13 protein-coding genes and 2 pseudogenes are annotated in these 17,559 nt (G+C 72.1%); 9 read left to right on the forward strand and 6 right to left on the reverse strand.

All coding sequences use genetic code 11. The features are described 5' to 3' along the window. Positions 1 to 7 precede the first annotated feature (7 nt). Positions 8 to 661, forward strand: a complete 654-nt coding sequence (locus ACWDAG_RS29725) for an NADPH-dependent F420 reductase (RefSeq protein ID WP_450698626.1) — start codon at positions 8 to 10, stop codon at positions 659 to 661. 112 nt (positions 662 to 773) lie between these two features. Then, entirely contained in the window at positions 774 to 1,604 is an 831-nt protein-coding gene (locus ACWDAG_RS29730; RefSeq protein WP_450698627.1) for an alpha/beta fold hydrolase, read from the forward strand. A gap of 525 nt (positions 1,605 to 2,129) precedes the next feature. Here the strand turns inward: ACWDAG_RS29730 and ACWDAG_RS29735 are convergent. After that, positions 2,130 to 2,543: pseudogene (locus ACWDAG_RS29735) on the reverse strand (hypothetical protein); the annotation flags it as partial. On the opposite strand from ACWDAG_RS29735, the gene pdxR reads away from it, so the two are divergent. The 4 genes from pdxR to ACWDAG_RS29755 all read left to right on the forward strand — a co-directional run bounded on the left by pdxR (position 2,534) and on the right by ACWDAG_RS29755 (position 9,215). After that, entirely contained in the window at positions 2,534 to 3,997 is a 1,464-nt protein-coding gene (gene pdxR / locus ACWDAG_RS29740; protein ID WP_450698628.1) for a MocR-like pyridoxine biosynthesis transcription factor PdxR, read from the forward strand. The pseudogene ACWDAG_RS29735 and the gene pdxR sit on opposite strands and share 10 nt — an antisense overlap. 172 nt (positions 3,998 to 4,169) lie before the next feature. Continuing rightward, positions 4,170 to 5,750, forward strand: coding sequence for an alkaline phosphatase D family protein (locus ACWDAG_RS29745; RefSeq protein ID WP_450698629.1), 1,581 nt, complete (start codon positions 4,170 to 4,172; stop codon positions 5,748 to 5,750). 196 nt (positions 5,751 to 5,946) lie between these two features. Further along, positions 5,947 to 7,383, forward strand: coding sequence for a GNAT family N-acetyltransferase (locus ACWDAG_RS29750; protein WP_450698630.1), 1,437 nt, complete (start codon positions 5,947 to 5,949; stop codon positions 7,381 to 7,383). A gap of 140 nt (positions 7,384 to 7,523) precedes the next feature. Beyond that, positions 7,524 to 9,215, forward strand: a complete 1,692-nt coding sequence (locus tag ACWDAG_RS29755) for a DUF885 domain-containing protein (protein WP_450698631.1) — start codon at positions 7,524 to 7,526, stop codon at positions 9,213 to 9,215. An 11-nt stretch (positions 9,216 to 9,226) separates the two neighbouring features. Here the strand turns inward: ACWDAG_RS29755 and ACWDAG_RS29760 are convergent. The 3 genes and pseudogenes from ACWDAG_RS29760 to ACWDAG_RS29770 form a co-directional block, all read right to left on the reverse strand. Then, positions 9,227 to 9,379: pseudogene (locus tag ACWDAG_RS29760) on the reverse strand (SDR family oxidoreductase); the annotation flags it as partial. Positions 9,380 to 9,560: 181 nt separating this feature from the next. Then, on the reverse strand, positions 9,561 to 10,079 hold the full coding sequence (locus tag ACWDAG_RS29765) for an immunity 21 family protein (RefSeq protein WP_450698632.1): 519 nt from the start codon (positions 10,077 to 10,079) through the stop codon (positions 9,561 to 9,563). 71 nt (positions 10,080 to 10,150) lie between these two features. Continuing rightward, the gene (locus ACWDAG_RS29770; protein ID WP_450698633.1) at positions 10,151 to 10,633 is read right to left on the reverse strand and encodes a rhodanese-like domain-containing protein; all 483 of its coding nucleotides are present in this window, start codon (positions 10,631 to 10,633) and stop codon (positions 10,151 to 10,153) included. A 127-nt stretch (positions 10,634 to 10,760) separates the two neighbouring features. Between ACWDAG_RS29770 and ACWDAG_RS29775 the strand changes: the two genes are divergently transcribed. Next, positions 10,761 to 11,207 carry an Lrp/AsnC family transcriptional regulator gene (locus tag ACWDAG_RS29775; RefSeq protein WP_450698634.1) on the forward strand — a complete coding sequence of 149 codons (447 nt, stop codon included), beginning with the start codon at positions 10,761 to 10,763 and terminating at the stop codon, positions 11,205 to 11,207. Here the strand turns inward: ACWDAG_RS29775 and ACWDAG_RS29780 are convergent. Then, positions 11,201 to 14,578, reverse strand: coding sequence for an AAA family ATPase (locus ACWDAG_RS29780; protein ID WP_450698635.1), 3,378 nt, complete (start codon positions 14,576 to 14,578; stop codon positions 11,201 to 11,203). The two genes, ACWDAG_RS29775 and ACWDAG_RS29780, sit on opposite strands and share 7 nt — an antisense overlap. Continuing rightward, positions 14,575 to 15,738 carry an exonuclease SbcCD subunit D gene (locus tag ACWDAG_RS29785; protein ID WP_450698636.1) on the reverse strand — a complete coding sequence of 388 codons (1,164 nt, stop codon included), beginning with the start codon at positions 15,736 to 15,738 and terminating at the stop codon, positions 14,575 to 14,577. Before ACWDAG_RS29785 ends, ACWDAG_RS29780 begins: the two co-directional genes overlap by 4 nt. Before the next feature lie 230 nt (positions 15,739 to 15,968). On the opposite strand from ACWDAG_RS29785, the gene ACWDAG_RS29790 reads away from it, so the two are divergent. Together ACWDAG_RS29790 and ACWDAG_RS29795 are read left to right on the forward strand one after the other, a co-directional pair. Then, positions 15,969 to 16,883, forward strand: a complete 915-nt coding sequence (locus tag ACWDAG_RS29790) for an IS5 family transposase (RefSeq protein WP_450698643.1) — start codon at positions 15,969 to 15,971, stop codon at positions 16,881 to 16,883. Next, positions 16,880 to 17,446 (forward strand): SMI1/KNR4 family protein, encoded by a 567-nt coding sequence (locus ACWDAG_RS29795; protein ID WP_450698637.1) that lies wholly within the window; start codon positions 16,880 to 16,882, stop codon positions 17,444 to 17,446. Before ACWDAG_RS29790 ends, ACWDAG_RS29795 begins: the two co-directional genes overlap by 4 nt. Positions 17,447 to 17,559: the final 113 nt, after the last annotated feature.

Consider the following 17,559-nt stretch of genomic DNA (forward strand, 5'->3'; position numbering starts at 1 on the left):
GGTGGCCATGCGGTACGCGGTTCTGGGCACGGGCGACGTCGGCCGCACGCTCGGCGGCAGGCTGGCGCAGCTGGGCCACGAGGTGACGTTGGGCTCGCGCACGAAGGACAATCCCGCAGCCCTGGAGTGGGCGCGCGGCGTCGGCGCGGGAGCGCGGGCCGGCACGTTCGCGGAGGCGGCCTCGTCCGCCGAGGTGGTGGTGGTCGCCGTCGGCGGGCGGGTGGCGCTCGCCGCGCTGGAGGCGGCCGGGGCGGCGAATCTCGACGGGAAGGTCGTCGTCGACGTCACCAACCCGATGGCGTTCGAGGACGGGGAGATGCGGCTGTCCCCCGTCGAGTCGGACAGCGTGGGCGAGCAGATCCAGCGTGCCTTCCCGCACGCGCGCGTGGTGAAGACGCTCAACACGGTCAACTGCAAGGTGATGGTGGATCCCGCGCTGGTACCGGGCGAGCACCACGTCTTCGTGTGCGGTGCGGACGCGGGCGCCAAGGAGCAGGTCACCGCTCTGCTCGGGGAGTTCGGGTGGCCGCCGCACCGGGTGCTCGACCTGGGCGGCATCCGGTCGGCGCGCAGCGTGGAGATGCTGCTGCCGCTGTGGCTCGACCTCTTCCGACATGTCGGGCACGCGGACTTCAACCTGGAGGTGCGCAGGGGGCACTGAGAGGCGTACGACCGCCAGGCGAACGACCCCCGAGGGGCTACCCGTCGGTAGCAATTGCTGACAAGCTGTCTACACGGCGTCCGTCAGCGAGCCCCAGACGAGGAGCACCCCCATGTCCGCCACCGTCTCCTTCAAGGTCCCCTCTCCACGCGGCCCGCAGCCCGTGACCGTCTCCTACGCGCGCGTGGGCAGCGGCGAACCGCTGCTCCTGCTGCACGGCATCGGTCACCACCGGCAGGCCTGGGACCCGGTGGTGGACATCCTGGCGACCGAGCGCGACGTGATCGCCGTGGACCTGCCCGGCTTCGGGGCCTCCCCGGCTCTGCCGGAAGGGCTCGCCTACGACCTGCCCACGACGACGGCGGTCTTCGGCGCGTTCTGCGAGGCGCTGGAGCTCGACCGTCCGCATGTGGCGGGCAACTCGCTGGGCGGTCTGCTCGCCCTGAAGCTCGGCCACGAGCGGCTCGCCCGGTCGGTGACCGCTCTGTCCCCGGCCGGGTTCTGGTCCGAGGCCGAGCGGCGCTACGCCTTCGGCGTGCTGCTCACCATGCGGCACATCTCCCGGCGGCTGCCACTGCCCCTGGTGGAGCGGCTGTCCCGCTCGGCGGCCGGGCGCACCATGCTGACCAGCACCATCTACGCCCGCCCGGGCCGCCGGTCACCCGAGGCGGTGGTCGCCGAGACCTTGGCCCTGGCGCAGGCGACGGGCTTCGATGCGACCCTCCGGGCCGGCAGCACCGTCCGGTTCACCGACGACATCCCCACCGTCCCGGTCACCGTGGCCTGGGGAACCCGGGACATGCTGCTCGTACGCCGCCAGGGGGTGCGTGCCAAGCAGATCGTCCCCCGTGCCCGGCTGGTGCGGCTGCCCGGCTGCGGGCACTGCCCGATGAACGACGACCCGGCGCTGGTCGCCCGCGTCATCCTCGACGGCAGCCGCTGACCCGGCACGCCTCAAGGTCGACGCGCCCGATCCGAGGGCGACTCCAGCGCCGACCAGAGCACTGCCGACGGCCTGGACGGCCCCGTAGGAGCCCGTTGCGACGAGCGGGGCCGTCCAGGCGGCGGCGACCGGGATGAGGCCGGAGAACAGCGTGGCGCGCTCGGCGCCGAGCCGCTGCATGCCCATGTACCAGCACACGAATCCGACAACGGTGACGACCGCCGCCTGCCACAGCAGCGCGGCGGTCTCGGTCGTGTCGGGACGCCTCAGCCACGCCGTACCGTCCGCGAGCAGTCCGGCCGCCGCGGACTCGACCGCGGCCAGGCCGCACACCGTGGCGGACAGCAGCCGGGGCCCCAGGGGCGGCAGAACGGGCACGGCGAGTACGGCGAAACCGACCTCGCCGGCCAGCGCGCAGGCCGAGAAGGCGATCCCCGTGCCGTCCGTACGCCCCCACCCCTGAACCGTGAAGGCGCCGCAGGCGACCAGCAACGCCCCGTACAGGACCCGGCGTTGAGGTCGACGGCCCTCCAGGAGGGGCACGACGACGGCCACCACCACGGGCGCGCATCCCACGAAGACGCCGGGTACCGCCGGTTCCGCGGAGCGCTCGGCCGCGATGACGGCCAGGTTGAAGCCGACCATGCCGACGGCGGCGAGCAGGGCGAGGCGGGCCCACTGCCGGGGCGCGAGCAGCCGCAGACGCCCGGACGCGCCTGCCCCGGTCAGTGGGAGCAGCAGCAGACAGGCGAGGCCGTAGCGCAGGAACTGGCCGCCGGCGTACGGGTAGTGGCCCAGCACGCTGTTCGCGGTGAAGGACCCACCGACGAGGACACAGGCGAGTGCGGCGAGGAGCGCTGCGCGGGTGGTGGTGGCGTTCATGGCAGCGACGCTAGGCAGCGGTGCGGTCCGGTTTAAGGTCCATTTCCATGACGTCATCGGAGACCAATCGGGACGGGGTTCCTGAGCCGGGTGGCGGTGCGGGGCCCGGTCACGCGGGTTCGCCCGCCTGGGAGCTGCTCCTGCCGGCTGCCTCCGCGCCCGCACGCACGCGTGGACGTTCGCTGCAGGCGGCGCTGCGCGAGGCGGTGCGCACGGGGAGGCTGGCGCCGGGCACCCGGCTGCCGTCGAGCCGGGATCTCGCCGCCGATCTCGGGGTGTCGCGGGGGCTGATCACCGAGGCGTACGAGCAGTTGACGGCGGAGGGCTATCTGCGCAGCGGCCGAGGGGCGGGCACCTGGGTGGGCGGTGCCGTGCGGGCCGCGCCGCCACGCGCGCGTGATCTCGCCCCGCGCTTTCCCGGTGCCCGCGCCGACTTCGTGCCCGGCACACCGGATCTGTCATTGTTCCCGCGCGCCGCCTGGGCCGCGGCGCAGCGCGCGGTCCTGGCCGAACTGCCCCACCAGGACCTCGGCTACCCCGACCCGCGGGGGCTGCCCCGGCTGCGTACCGCCCTGGCGGAGCTGCTGGCGCGCCGCCGGGGCGTGGTCGCGGACCCGGAGCGGATCGTGGTCGTCTCCGGGGTGGCGCAGGCGACGACGTTGCTGGGATTCGCGCTCCACGCGCGCGGGTTGCGCACGGTCGGCGTCGAGGATCCCGGCAGCCCCCAGCACGACGACCTGTACGCCTCGGCCGGTGTCACCACCGTGCCCCTGCCCCTGGACGGCGAGGGCATCGTCGTCGGAGCGCTGCGGGACTCGGGCGTGCGGGCCGTGGTGACGACGCCCTCCCACCAGTTCCCCACCGGGATCGCCTACTCCGCGCGCCGCCGCACCGAACTGCTCGACTGGGCGCGGTCCGTGGACGGGCTCGTCCTGGAGGACGACTACGACGGGGACTTCCGCTACGACCGTGCCCCCGTGGGGGCACTGCAGGGGCTGGACCCGGAACACGTGGCCTACACGGGCTCGGTCAGCAAGTCACTCGCCCCGGGCCTGCGGCTGGGCTGGCTGCTGGTGCCCGAGGCGCTGGCCGAGGAGGTCGTCGAGCGCAAGCGCACCATGGACCTCGGCCATCCCACCATCGACCAGGCGCTGTTCGCCCGCTTCGTGGAGCGGGGCGACTACGACCGCCAGCTCCGCCGCTGCCAGCGGGCGTACCGGGAACGGCGCGATGCGCTCGTGGCCGCGCTGCGGGAGCACTTCCCGGGCGCGGAGGTCGCCGGGATCGCGGCGGGACTCCACGTCATCGCCCGGCTGCCGGAACGGTATGGCCCCCTGGAGCGGTTCCTCGATCGGGTGACGGCGGCCGGAGTGTCCGTACGCGGGCTGGCGGACTACACGCACAGGCATGTCGAGACCGGGGACGTGCAACTGGTTCTGGGGTACGCGCATCAGCCACCCGCACGAATCCAGGACGGCATACGACTGATGGCCCGGGCCACCGCCGTCTGACCATCGGCTGACCGGCAGATGGCTCAACCCTTGCGCCGACGGAGCCACTGATACCGCACACCAGTTCCCTTGCCTCAGTGGTCAGTTGTTCACTTGTGGTTTCCGTGTGCGCTGCGGCGCCCGAGTAGTTGTGGCACCGCACACTGGCCGGATCCCGTCCTGGAGGCCCCCTATGTCCCTTTCACTCCCTGGTCGTCGCAGCGTCCTGCGCGGCTCCCTCGCCGCGTCCGCGGCCCTGACCCTGCCCACCTCCCTCGGCGCGGCACCGGCGTTCGCCCTGTCCGGCCGGCCCAGCGCGAACTGGGGTGTGCAGGCGGGAGACGTGACCTGCCACTCGGGTCTGGTGTGGGTGCGCTCCGACCGTCCGGCCCGGATGATCGTCGAGACGTCCGCGACCGAGTCCTTCCGCAACCCGCACAGATGGCACGGCCCGCTGCTCGGCGCGGACTCGGACTTCACCGGCACCACCCGGCTGCGCGGACTGCCGTCCGGCGAGCAGATCCACTACCGCGTGCTGCTGGCCGATCCGGACGACCCGCGCCGCACCGGCGAACCGGTGACCGGCACCTTCCGTACGGCCCCGGCGAAGCGCCGCCAGGGCGTGAAGTTCGTGTGGTCCGGCGACCTGGCCGGACAGGGCTGGGGCATCAACGAGTCGATCGGCGGCTACCGGATCTTCGACGCCATGGCGAAGGTCGACCCGGACTTCTTCCTGTGCAGCGGCGACAACATCTACGCCGACGGCGTCATCTCCGCCACGCAGGCGCTGCCCGACGGCAGCCTGTACCGCAACATCACCACCGAGGAGAAGTCGCACGTCGCGACCACCCTGGACGACTACCGGGGCAACTTCCGCTACAACCTGCTCGACCAGGCGCTGCGCCGCTTCAACGCCCAGGTGCCGAACATCATCCAGTGGGACGACCACGAGGTCCGCAACAACTGGTACCCGGGCGAGGTCATCGGCACCGGCACGCCCTACCCGGCCGGCACGAAGCTGGACGACCTGGCCCTGCGCTCCCGGCAGGCCTTCTCCGAGTACTTCCCGATCTCCACCATCAGCGGCCGCCCGGACGGCCGGATCTACCGCAAGGTCAGCCGCGGCCCGCTGCTGGACGTGTTCGTGCTCGACATGCGCACCTACCGCAACGCCAACTCGCCGGACAACCAGACCACCGACCCGGTGGGCATCCTCGGCCGCGAGCAGCTGGAGTGGCTCAAGCGGGAACTCGCCAAGTCCCGCGCGGTGTGGAAGGTGATCGCCAACGACATGCCGCTCGGACTGGTCGTGCCCGACCCCGTCGAGGGCAAGCCGAACTTCGAGGCCGTCGCCCAGGGCGACCCGGGCGCCCCGCTGGGCCGCGAGCTGCAGATCGCCGAACTGCTGCGGTTCATCAAGCACCGGCGGATCACCGGCACCGTGTGGCTGACGGCCGACGTGCACCACACCTCCGCCCAGCACTACGACCCGTCACGGGCCGCGTTCAAGGACTTCGCGCCGTTCTGGGAGTTCGTGTCCGGCCCGCTCAACGCCGGCGCCTTCCCGGCCAACGCTCTCGACAACACGTTCGGACCCGACCGGGTGTTCGTGAAGGCGCCGACGACCGCGAACGTCTCGCCGGCCCAGGGCTACCAGTTCTTCGGCGAGGTCGACATCGACGGGGACAGCGGCGAGTTGACGGTGCGGCTGCGCGAATACGACGGCACCGTACTGTTCACGCAGGTGCTGCAGCCGGGCCGGGTCGGCCAGTGACTCCCGTACCCTTTCCCGTGGGCCGCGCACCGGCGTCATCCCCCGGTGCGCGGTGCCGCTCCGAGGCCGCGAGCCCGCCTGCCCCGTAAGCGTTTACGCGGCTACAAAAGGAGCATAAGCACACTTTACCGATCAGTCACAAGGCGTTCGTGATCACGCAACACGTTTCCTCCACAGTGGTTGCATGAGTCGAGAAATGTCTGATGTGACCCGTGCGAGGCACGGCCGTCCCGTGCACCACTGGCGGCGCGACGTCGTGGAACTCGCCGCCCTGTTCACGTCCGTCGCCGTGGCCGACGGCGTGGCGAACCTGGTCGGGCACGGACCCGACGGCCCGGCGCTGCTGGCGATCTCGGCGGTCGCCCTCGCCGCCACCGCGGGGTTCCACACATGGTGGACACGCCGCCACGGTCATGCACCTCCGGCCGGCGATACCGACGCCCGGTCGCTGCCGCAGGAGCAGCAGGCCGGGCCGTCCGCCGAGTCGTCGGCGACGCCGGAGACCGTGCCCGGTCAGAGCGCGCTGTGGCGGATGCGGACGACGGTGAAGGACGAACCGGGGTCGCTGGCCGCGCTGTGCACGGCGCTGGCCGGGCGGCAGGTCGACATCCTGAGCCTGCAGACGCATCCACTGGCCGACGGCACGGTGGACGAGTTCCTGCTGCGGGCTCCCGGCGGCCTGATGGCGTCCGAGCTCACCAAGGTGGTCTCGCTGGCCGGGGGCGCCGACACCTGGATCGAGCGGGCCGACGCCCACGATCTGGTGGACGCCCCCACCCGGGTCCTGGGCCTGGCCGCCCGCACCGCCCTGGACGCGGCCGAACTGCCTCTCGCGCTACGGCAGTTGCTCGGCCGGTGCACCATCCGTCAGCTGCCCGCCACGCCGGTCGGCGGTGGCCGCGGTCCGGCAGGCGTGCCCGTGGAGGGGGCGCTGGAGGACACCGTGATGCGACTGCGGGCGCCGGAAGGCGGAGTGATCACCGTGGAGCGGCCGTATCTGCCGTTCACCCCGACCGAGTTCGCCCGGGCGCGGGCGCTGGTGGAGCTGGACGCCCGGCTCGGCCCGCGCGTGCCGCACAGCCAGGACGTGCTGACGCTGCCCGAGGGCAACGAGATCACCGTGCGCCGGGCCGACGTACGCGACCTGGAAGCCGCGAAGGCGATGCACGAGCGGTGCTCGGCGCGCACGCTCGGCATGCGCTACCACGGGCCGGTCGGCGACGCGGACCGTTACCTGAACCATCTGCTCAGCCCGCGATTCGGCCGCACCCTCGCGGTGCAGACCGCGTCGGGACGCCTCGTCGGCCTCGGCCACCTGCTGTGGGACGGCGACGAGACCGAGGTCGCGCTGCTCATCGAGGACAAGTGGCAGCGCCGCGGCATCGGCGGTGAACTGTTGGAGCGGCTGGTGGCGATGGCGACCGAGGCGAACTGCGAGAGCGTGTACGCCGTGACCCAGGCCTCGAACACCGGCATGGTCGCGGCGATGCGCGGCCTGGGGCTCCCCCTCGACTACCAGATCGAGGAGGGCACGCTGGTCATCACGGCCCGCCTGCAGGCAGGCCAGGCCGGCTCCCGACTGCCGTACGAGGCGGCGCAGGAGCAGGTCGGCGAGCGGATCGCACGGGACTAGCTCCCGGCACAGGACACCTGGGGACGGCCCGGCGGAAACGCCGGGCCGTCCGGCTTCCGGGATGCCACCCGGGCGGACGTCCTACGCCCTCGGCTCAATCCGGGTGACGTGCGGCGGCCACTCGTATGAGGATGGACCGCATGCCACAGACCACGAACCCGCTGCCCCGCGAGGTCGCCGACGCATACGTCGACGAGCTCATCGCCCTCGACCCGGTGACCGGTACGTACCTCGGTGTGAAGGAGAGTTCGAGCAAGCTGCCCGACCTCTCGCCCGCGGGCCAGGAGGCGCTCGCGGAACTGGCACGGCGGACACTGGCGCGGCTCGACGAGGCCGAGCGGCGACCTGGCGCCGACAGTGACATCGAGCGCCGCTGCGGTCGGCTGCTGCGTGAGCGGCTGACCGCCGAACTGGCCGTGCATGAGGCCGAGGAGGGCCTGTGCCGCGTCGGGAACATGGCCACGCCCGCGCACTCGGTGCGCGAGGTGTTCACCGTGACGCCGAACCAGTCGGAGGAGGACTGGGCGGCGATCGCCGAGCGGCTGCGTGCCGTGCCGGCCGCGTACGCCGGTTACCGCGAGTCCCTCTCCCTCGGTCTGGAGCGCAAGCTGTACGCGGCTCCGCGTCCCACGGCCACGTTCGTCGAGCAGCTCACCGAATGGTCGGACACGGACGGCAAGGGCCGCGGCTGGTTCGAGGACTTCGCGTCGGCGGGCCCGGAATCGCTGCGCGCGGAGCTCGACGAGGCGGCCCGCGCAGCGACCGCGGCCGTCGTGGAGCTGCGCGACTGGATGCGCGACGTGTACGCGCCGGCGATCGAGGACGCGCCGAACACCGTCGGCCGTGAGCGGTACGGGCGCTGGACGCGCTACTTCAACGGCATGGACCTCGACCTGGACGAGGCGTACGCGTACGGCTGGGCCGAGTTCCACCGGCTGCTCGGCGAGATGAAGCAGGAGGCCGAGAAGATCCTTCCCGGCGCCGAGACGCCCTGGGTGGCGCTCGCGCACCTCGACCAGCACGGCAAGCACATCGACGGCGTCGACGAGGTCCGCGACTGGCTGCAGGGCCTGATGGACCAGGCGATCGACGAACTCGACGGCACACACTTCGAACTCGCCGAGCGAGTACGGAAGGTGGAGTCCTGCATCGCCCCGCCCGGCAGCGCGGCAGCCCCGTACTACACGCCCCCGTCGGAGGACTTCTCCCGTCCGGGCCGCACCTGGCTGCCGACGATGGGGCAGACCCGCTTCCCGGTCTACGACCTCGTCTCGACCTGGTATCACGAAGGCGTCCCCGGTCATCACCTGCAGCTCGCGCAGTGGGCGCACATCGCCGCGGACCTCTCCCGCTACCAGGCCACCATCGGCGGGGTCAGCGCCAACATCGAGGGCTGGGCGCTGTACGCGGAGCGGCTGATGGACGAGCTCGGCTACCTCACGGACGCGGAGCAGCGGATCGGCTACCTCGACGCACAGATGATGCGGGCGGCCCGGGTCATCGTCGACATCGGCATGCACCTGGAACTGGACATCCCCGCGGACTCCCCCTTCCACCCCGGCGAGCGCTGGACTCCCGAGCTGGCCCAGGAGTTCTTCGGCGCCCACAGCAGCCGGCCCGCGGACTTCGTGGAGAGCGAGCTGACCCGCTACCTGACCATCCCCGGCCAGGCGATCGGCTACAAGCTCGGCGAACGGGCCTGGCTGCAGGGCCGCGAGAAGGCACGCGAGCGGCACGGCGACGCGTTCGACCTCAAGGCATGGCACATGGCGGCACTCTCGCAGGGCTCGCTCGGCCTGGACGACCTGGTGGACGAGCTCGCCCAGCTCTGACGCCCGGCAGGTCAGCGGCGGAAGCCGCTCTCCGAGTCGATCACCTGGCCGGCGGTCCAGTCCGCCTCGTCCGTGGCGAGCCACGCGATGAGGCGGGCGGGGTCGCCGGGCATGCCCCAACGCCTGGACGGAAAACGGGAGGCGATCGCCTCGTATCCGATGCCGCCACGTCTGCCGGCCCTGGTCACCAGGGCGGCACGACCACACGGAGGCAGCAACTCACGGCCCAGGTCTCGCGGGCGGGATGCGGAAGCCAGGGCACGAATGACCAGACGGTCAGCGCTTCGACCCGGCGCACGCACTTGTCCGTACCCCGACCGCCCGCGCCCGACCGCCCGCACTCGACTATCCGCGCTCGATACGCCGCAGCTGTACGAGACCCAGCCAAGTCTCCGGCCCCGGCTGGACATTGGCCGCGCGCACGGCGTACCGGCCCGGCTCCAGCGCGACACGGAGGCAGTCGGTCCGCTCGGTTTCGGGTCCGGGCCAGGCCGAGTCGAACAGCACGACCGGTCCGGGCACTTCCCAGCGCACCTCGTGCCCCCAGTCCGCCGTGGCGAGGGCCGCGGGGACACCGGCCAGGAGTTCGGCCTCCGAGTTCGCCGCCCACCACCGTATGAAGGTGGCGTGCTCGGGCAGGAAGGCGGTGGAGGCGGGTTCGTCGCCCAGGACCAGCGCGGCCGAGTCGCCGACCGGAAGCAGCCCCACGAAACCGTCGACCTCGCAGGCCCGGTCGTAGTCGGAGGCGGTCTCCTCACCGTCGGCACCCGCCCAGAACGGCAGCACAGTCTCCGGCACCGCAATGAGCGGACCGCCGCCCGACTCGACCCATTCCAGCGCACCGGGTTCCGCGTATCGCACCATGTCGCAGAACCGTACACGGCTGCGGAACGCGTGACTCCGCCGTCCCCCGTCCCTCCCCGTGGCGGTTCGGCTCAGCAGCCGCAGTCCTCCGCCGCCACCGGGACCGTCAGCGGGTCGCCGGGGCGGCGCTCGCGCCCCTGCCAGGTCTCGTACTCGAAGCCCTCGCGCACCCAGTACTCGAAGCCGCCGAGCATCTCCTTGACCTGGTAGCCGAGTTCGGCGAGGGCGAGCGCGGCGCGGGCGGCGCCGTTGCAGCCGGGGCCCCAGCAGTACGTGACCACCGGAACCGACTTGTCGAGGAGCTGTTCGGCCTGCTCGGGGATGAGGGCGGTCGACAGGTGAACCGCACCGGGGATGTGGCCCTGGTCCCAGGACTCGGTGGAGCGGGAGTCCAGGACGACGAAGCCGGGGTCGCCGTCGGAGGCGAGTGCGGAGGCGACGTCCGACACGTCGGCGTGGAAGGCGAGGCTCGCGCGGAAGTAGGCGGCGGCCTCGGCCGGGGCCGCCGGGGCCACACGCAGGACTGGGCTGACGGTGGTCGCGGTGCTGCTCATGATCTGGCCTGCTTTCTCCGACGTTGTCGCTACCGCCAGAAATCTATGGCCGCCGATGACCTCCCAGAAGGGGCATTCCCCGGCCTGTTCCTTGCCCGGCCGGGGATTCCCCTGCTATCTCTCCGTCATGACCGTGTATTCCCCGGACGCCACCGACTGGCGCATCCTCGACGTCCTCCAGCGCGAGGGCCGGGCCAGCTTCGCCGAGCTGGCACGCGCCGTCTCCATGTCGCCGAGCGCGGTCACCGAAAGGGTGCGCCGCCTGGAGGAGGCGGGCGTCATCCAGGGGTACGCGGCCGTCGTGGACCCCGAGCGGCTGGGGCTGCCGATCCTCGCGTTCGTACGGCTGCGCTATCCGAACGGCAACTACAAGCCCTTCCACGACCTCGTCGCCGTCACGCCCGAGATCCTGGAAGCCCACCATGTGACGGGCGACGACTGCTTCGTCATCAAGGTCGCCGCCCGCTCGATGCGCCACCTGGAGGAGGTGTCGGGCAAGATCGGCGCGCTCGGTTCGGTGACCACGAGCGTCGTCTACTCGTCCCCGCTGCCCCGGCGGCCCCTCGGTCACTGACCTCGCTGCCGGACCACCGAGCCCGATCTCCCCTTCACGACCTCCAGTTGTGCGTGGATACGGCGTCTCAGGTCGGCGACATGGCTGACGATGCCGACGCTGCGGTCGCGCTCACGCAGGGAGTCGAGCACGTCGAGGACCTCGTCGAGGGTCTGGTCGTCGAGGCTGCCGAAGCCCTCGTCGATGAAGAGTGTGTCCAGGCGGACTCCGCCGGCCTCGTCGGTGACGACGTCCGCGAGACCGAGGGCGAGCGCCAGGGAGGCGAAGAACGTCTCGCCGCCCGAGAGCGTCGCCGTGTCCCTCTCGCGCCCGGTCCATGCGTCGACGACGTGCAGTCCCAGACCACTGCGGCCGCGTCCGGTCCGGTCGTCGGAGTGGACGAGGGTGTAGCGGCCGGACGACATGCGCTGCAGCCGCACGGTCGCGGCGGCGGCCACCTGTTCCAGGCGGGCCGCCAGCACATACGACTCCAGGCGCATCTTCCGCTCGTTGTCCGCAGAGGTGCCCGCGGCGAGGGAGGCCAGGCGCGCCACCCGGTCGTACTCCTCGCGCAGCGGGGCCAGGCGTCGTACGCCCGCGGTGGACCGGGCGGAGAGCCGGTCGAGTTCGGCGCAGCGGCGGGCGGCCGTGTCGCGTGCGGAGGCGGCGTCGCGCAGCCGCTGGGCTGCGACGGCGGCGGCACGTTGCGCCGAGGCGAGGTCGGCGGGTGGCTGCTGGGCGGCGGCCGCGGTGTCCGCCTCGGCGAGAACGGCGCGTACGGCGGCCTCCTCGGACTGCCAGGCATCGAGGCGGTGCTGGAGCTCGCGGTGCGCGGCGTCGTCCAGAAGTGCGGCGGCCGCGGCCTGCGGGGTCTCGAAGCCGGCGCGGAAGGCGGCGTCGGCGAGCCGGGCGTCCGCGTCCTTGAGCCGCTGGGCGGTGTCCTCGGCCACCCGCGCGGTCTCGGCGGCCTCGGTGAGCAGCGCGACCTGCCGCTCCAGCTGCGCGGCCCGCGCGGCCACGCTACCCGCTGTGCCGCGCGCCTGTACCAACTCCCCTTCCAGGTCGCTCCGTTCGCGGTCGAGCCGCTCGCGGTGGCCCACCCGCGAGGCGACTCTGACCGCCGCCTCCTGCCGCACCGCCCGCCGCCGCTCGTGCTCCTGCTCGGCCCGCCGCAGCTGCTCGCTCGCCGGGTGCAGGTCGGAAGCGGCGCCGCGCACCTGTACGTACAGCCGCTCCAGCTCCTCCACCTCTTCGGCGAGTCGGGCCGTGGGCGTGTCGCCAGCCTCGGCGGTGGCGGCGGCCAGTGCCTCTCGTACGACGCCGAGTCGCCGCTCGGCCTCGGCGCGCTGTTCGTCGGCGCGCTGGAAGTCGGCGAGGGCGCGCTCCTCGGCCTCGCGGTCGACGTGCCCGGCGACCTTGCGCGCGGGCGCGGGGTGTTCGGTGGCTCCGCAGACGGCGCACGGCTCGCCGTCGGTGAGGCCCGCGGCCAGCTCGGCCGCGATGCCGTTCAGACGCTGTTCCTTGAGGTCGAGCCAGTGAGCGCGAGCCTCGGTGGAACCTTCGCGGGCGGCGAGCACGCGCACCTGAGCCTCGTCGGTGTCGCGGGCGAGCTGGTCGCGCTGGCGGGCCGCGCCGAGCCTGCGCTGTGCGGGCTCGCGCTGCACGCCGAGTTGCTCGGCCCTGGTCGCGGCTTCCTGCGCGGATTCGATACGGGCCTGTAGTCCGGCGCGGGTCGTCTCCCAGTCCGCGAGCCAGGCCTCGGCCTCCTGCAGTACGTCCTCGTCGGCGCGCTCCTGCCGGTCCAGGCCGGCACGCTCCGCGACGAGTTCGGCCAGTCGCTGCTCGGCGCGCCGGGCGGACTCCAGGCCACCGAGCTCCTCGGCGGTCCGGCGTGCGGCCGCGGCCAGCCCCGCGGCAGCGGCGTCGGCGAGAGCACCGCACGGCTCCTCGCGGGGGGCGGTGTCGCCACGCGCGCCCGGCAGCTCCTCTCGTGTGCCGGGTTCGGCGACCGCGTCCCGCGGCCCCGCGAGTCCGGTGGCGGCAGCTTCGGCAACAGCGTGTCGCGACTGCGGAGCACCGGCCTCATCGCCGGTCGCGAACCCCTCGCGCGGCCCGGCAATCCCGGCCGCATCGGGGGGAGCAGAGGGGAGTGCGCGATGTGTGCCGGGTGCGGGCTTGTCATGGCTGGTCGCGCAGTTCCCCGCGCCCCTGTCGCCGTCGTCGTCCCGCCGCCCCGCGAGCCCGGTCACTTCGCCCTCTTCGAGGGCATCTCGCGGCCACGCGCTCCCCGCCCGGAAGTCCGTGTGCCCCGCATCGAGGGCTTCCCGCAGCAGTGCACGCGCGCGTGTCTCCGCCTGCGCGGCGCGCCGGTGTTCCGCCTCGGCGGCCTCCCGCAGCTCCAGCGCGGGCGCCACCGCCTCGGCCTTGCGGGCCCGCTCCATGCGCGCCTGTGCCTCCCGATACGCGACGGCCCGCTCCTCCAGCCGTGCGGCGCGCTCGCGCGCCTCGGCGAACCGCTGCTGCAGCCGGGCCACCTCGCGTACGTCGCTCAGCGTGCGCTCGACGGCCGCCTGCACAGATTCCATGGCCGTGAGGCGGCAGTGGGCGACGGTCAACTGTTCCCGCGCGGTGCTGCGGGCGACGGCCGCGGCACCGAGGACTGCCTCCGCCAACCCCGGCTCCCCCGGCGCCAGTTGAGGCAGTTCCAGGGCGCCGTCCGCCGCCTGTTGCATGCGGTGTGCATCGGCCAGCAGTGCGGCGTCCCCCTCCCGCACCTGCGCCTCGGCCGCGCGGCGGCGCTCCGCGAGCCGCTTCTCGACCTCGGCGAAGCGCTGGGTGTCGAAGAGGCGGCCCAGCAGCTTGCCGCGCGCCTCGGCGTCGGCGCGCAAGAAGCGGGCGAAATCCCCCTGGGGCAGCAGGACGACCTGGCAGAACTGCTCGCGGCTCATGCCGAGCAGCTGGGTGATCTCCTCGCCGATCTCCTGGTGCGAGCGGCTGAGGTCCTTCCAGGCGCCGGCCGTCGCGTCGTACTCGCGCAGCCAGCTCTGGGCCTTCTCCAGCGTCGTGCCCGAGCCGCGCTTCTTGGGGCGCTCCCAGGGCGGCTGCCGGGTGACCTCCAATCGGCGTCCGGCGACGGTCAGTTCGAGGGTCACCCCGGTGCGCGTACCGGATGCCGCGTGGTCGCTGCGCAGGGCCAGGCCCTGGCTGCTCTGGCGGGCGCCGGGGACGGAGCCGTACAGCGCGTAGCACACGGCGTCGAGGACGGACGTCTTGCCCGCTCCCGTCGGTCCGTGCAGCAGGAACAGTCCGGCGGCCGACAGCTCCCCGAAGTCGACGGTCTGCGAGCCGCCGAACGGCCCGAACGCCGTGATGTCCAGCCGGTGCAGCCTCATCGGGCCACCTCCCGCACGGCCTCGTCGGCACGCACCGCGTCGAAAGCGTCCCGCAGCACGGCCTGTTCGCGTTCGTCGGGCCCCGCGCCGCGCACATGGGCGACGAAGTCCTCGGCGATCTCTTGGTCGCTGCGGCCGGCGAGCCGCCTGGCGTACGACACGTCCGGGTCGTCCGGTGCCCGCTCGGGGTCGAAGACGAGACTGAGGGTGTGCGGGAAGCGCTCGGTGAGCCGGGCCATGGGATCGGCCGGGCGGACCGGGTCGGTGAGAGTGGCTTCGACCCACGCCTCCTCGTGCCGTGCGAGCCCGGGATCGCCGAGCAGATCCTCCAGGGTGCCCCGGATTCTGGCCAGCGGTCGCGGCACGGGGCAGTCGACGCGCTCGGCTGTGACGGAGCCGTCCGCGCCCAGATCGACGAGCCACATGGTCTTGCGGTGGTCGGCCTCCGAGAAGGAGTACGGCAGCGGGGAGCCGGAGTAGCGCACCCGCTCGGTGATCGTCTGGCAGCCGTGCAGATGGCCGAGTGCTGCGTAATCCACACCGTCGAAGACCCCGGCGGGCACGGCGGCGACCCCGCCGACGGTGATGTCCCGCTCGCTGTCGCTGGCCTCGCCGCCGGTGACGAAGGCGTGCGCGAGGACGACGGAACGCGTGCCCCGCGCGCGTGTCGCGAGGTCGGCGCGGACCCGGTTCATGGCGGCTGCGAGCACCGCCTCGTGTCCCGCCTTCTCCACGCCGAACTCGTCCTTGACCAGGGCCGGTTCGAGATACGGCAGCCCGTAGAAGGCCACGTCACCGTGGGCGTCGGAGAGCACCACCGGTGTCCCGCACGCCGACGGCTCGGTCCGCAGATGGATGCCGGCCCGCCCGATGAGGCCGGCGCCGACGCCCAGCCGGCGGGCCGAGTCGTGGTTCCCGGAGATCATCACCGTGGGCACGCCCAGGTCGGCGAGGCGGTGCAGCGCGTCGTCGTACAACTCGACCGCGGCCAGCGGCGGCACCGCCCGGTCGTACACGTCCCCCGACACGACCACCGCGTCCACAGCGCGCTCACGCACGGTCGTGACGAGGTGACCGATGAACTCGGCCTGGGCCCCGAGCATGTTCACCCGATGGAACGCCCGGCCCAGATGCCAGTCGGAAGTGTGCAGCAATTTCATGAAATCGCTCTGACCTGCACGTCTACCCCCACTGCACCTCAAAAACCAGCACGAACCAGCACGGGCTCGCCGTTAACACCCGCCACGCTAACGCATGCCGCTCTCCAGTCCGGTACCGCGAGTCGGGCGGCGGAAGGAAAGGGTGGCGGAAATGGACCTTCGCTCGTTGCTGACGTCCCGGAAGTTCTCGCCTTGCGAGGCCACTGACGAGCTAAGACCGTGTTTGAGATCTGCCGTGTCTCGTTACTGAGGCGCTCGTTGAGCTCGCGGTGAGCAGTGTTGGGGGTGGGTATCCGTCGGACCTGACGGATGAGCAGTGGGCACTGGTGGAGCCGTTGCTCCCGCCAGCGCGGGTGGGCCCGAAAGGTGGTCGACGGGAGAAGCACCCGCGACGGCGGATCCTCGACGCGATCTTCTACGTGGTGCGGACCGGGTGTTCCTGGCGGCAGCTGCCGAAGGACTTCGCGCCGTGGCCGACGGTGTACTGGTACTTCACGTGGTGGCACGACGACGGCGCCGTCGAGCGCGTCCATGACGCCCTGCGCAGCAAGATCCGTGAAGCTGACGGCCGCGACGCGGAGCCGAGCGCGGGCCTGATCGATTCCCAGTCCGTCCGCACCGCGGATACCGTCCCCGCCGCCACCAGGGGCTTCGACGCGGGCAAGAAGGTCAAGGGCCGCAAGAGGTTCATCGTCACCGACACCCTCGGCCTGCTCCTGGCCGTTCACGTCGTCGCGGCGAGCGTCCAGGACCGCGACGGCGCGAAGCGGCCGCTGCTGTGGACCAGGCTCGACCACCCCGGGGTCCGTAAGGTCTGGGCAGACCAGGGCTTCGCCGGCCGTCTGGTCGACTGGGCCACCCAAATCCTCGGCCGCGAGCTGGAGATCGTCCGCAAGGATCCTGACCAGCGCGGCTTCCAGGTTCAGCCCAAGCGCTGGGCGGTGGAACGCACCTTCGCGTGGCTTACCGCTCACCGGCGCCTCGCCAGGGATTACGAGACCAGCCCTGCCCACTCGGAGACGATGATCCGCTGGGCGATGATCGGCATCATGGTCCGCCGACTCACCCGCGGCTGTCCCGCCGCGCGGCCTGGCCCCAAGCCGTTGATCCAGGTGAGGCCGTACACCGGTACTGTCCAGGCGTGACCAGTGATGCTGCTGCCCCAAGGGGGACCTGGAACGGCGCCTCGGTGCGCTCGCGTGTTGCCGCGATGGCCCTGGAAGACCCCGAGCGTCGCCGCTTCGGCGCTTCGCACCACGGGTACCGGCTTCACGCGCCCCTGGCGGAGGAGACGATCCGACACTTCGAGCAGCTGCACGGCATCACTCTTCCTGCTGCCTACCGAAGCTTCCTGAGTACCGTCGCCGGTGGTGGAGCAGGGCCGGACTACGGGCTCTTGGGCCTGGCAGAAGAAGTAGACGAGGAAGAGGCCCTGCACGACCTTCGGGCAGCGTGTCTGCATGTGGGCTTCCTGGCAAGCGCGTTCGTGCACACCACCGAATGGCCGGGACCAGGCCGGGAAGGCAACGCTGACTACTCCGTCGCAGGGACACTAGTCCTCGGCGAGTCTGGCTGCGGCACCTTCTCCCGCCTGGTCATCACGGGGAGCAATGCCGGACAAGTATGGCTTGATGACCGCGTGTGGGGTGGTCTGACCCCAGGACCAGACTTTCGCGAGTGGTACACCGCATGGCTGGCATCCCAGTAGATCTCAAACACGGTCTAATACTGCAACGGTGCTTGTCGTGACTGTTGGCCAGTTCGCTCGTTGGTCTGGTTATGGGTGGGGGCCACGCTGGTGTCGGGTTGTGGGCGCGTGAA

The organism is Streptomyces sp. NPDC001157, assembly GCF_053598255.1.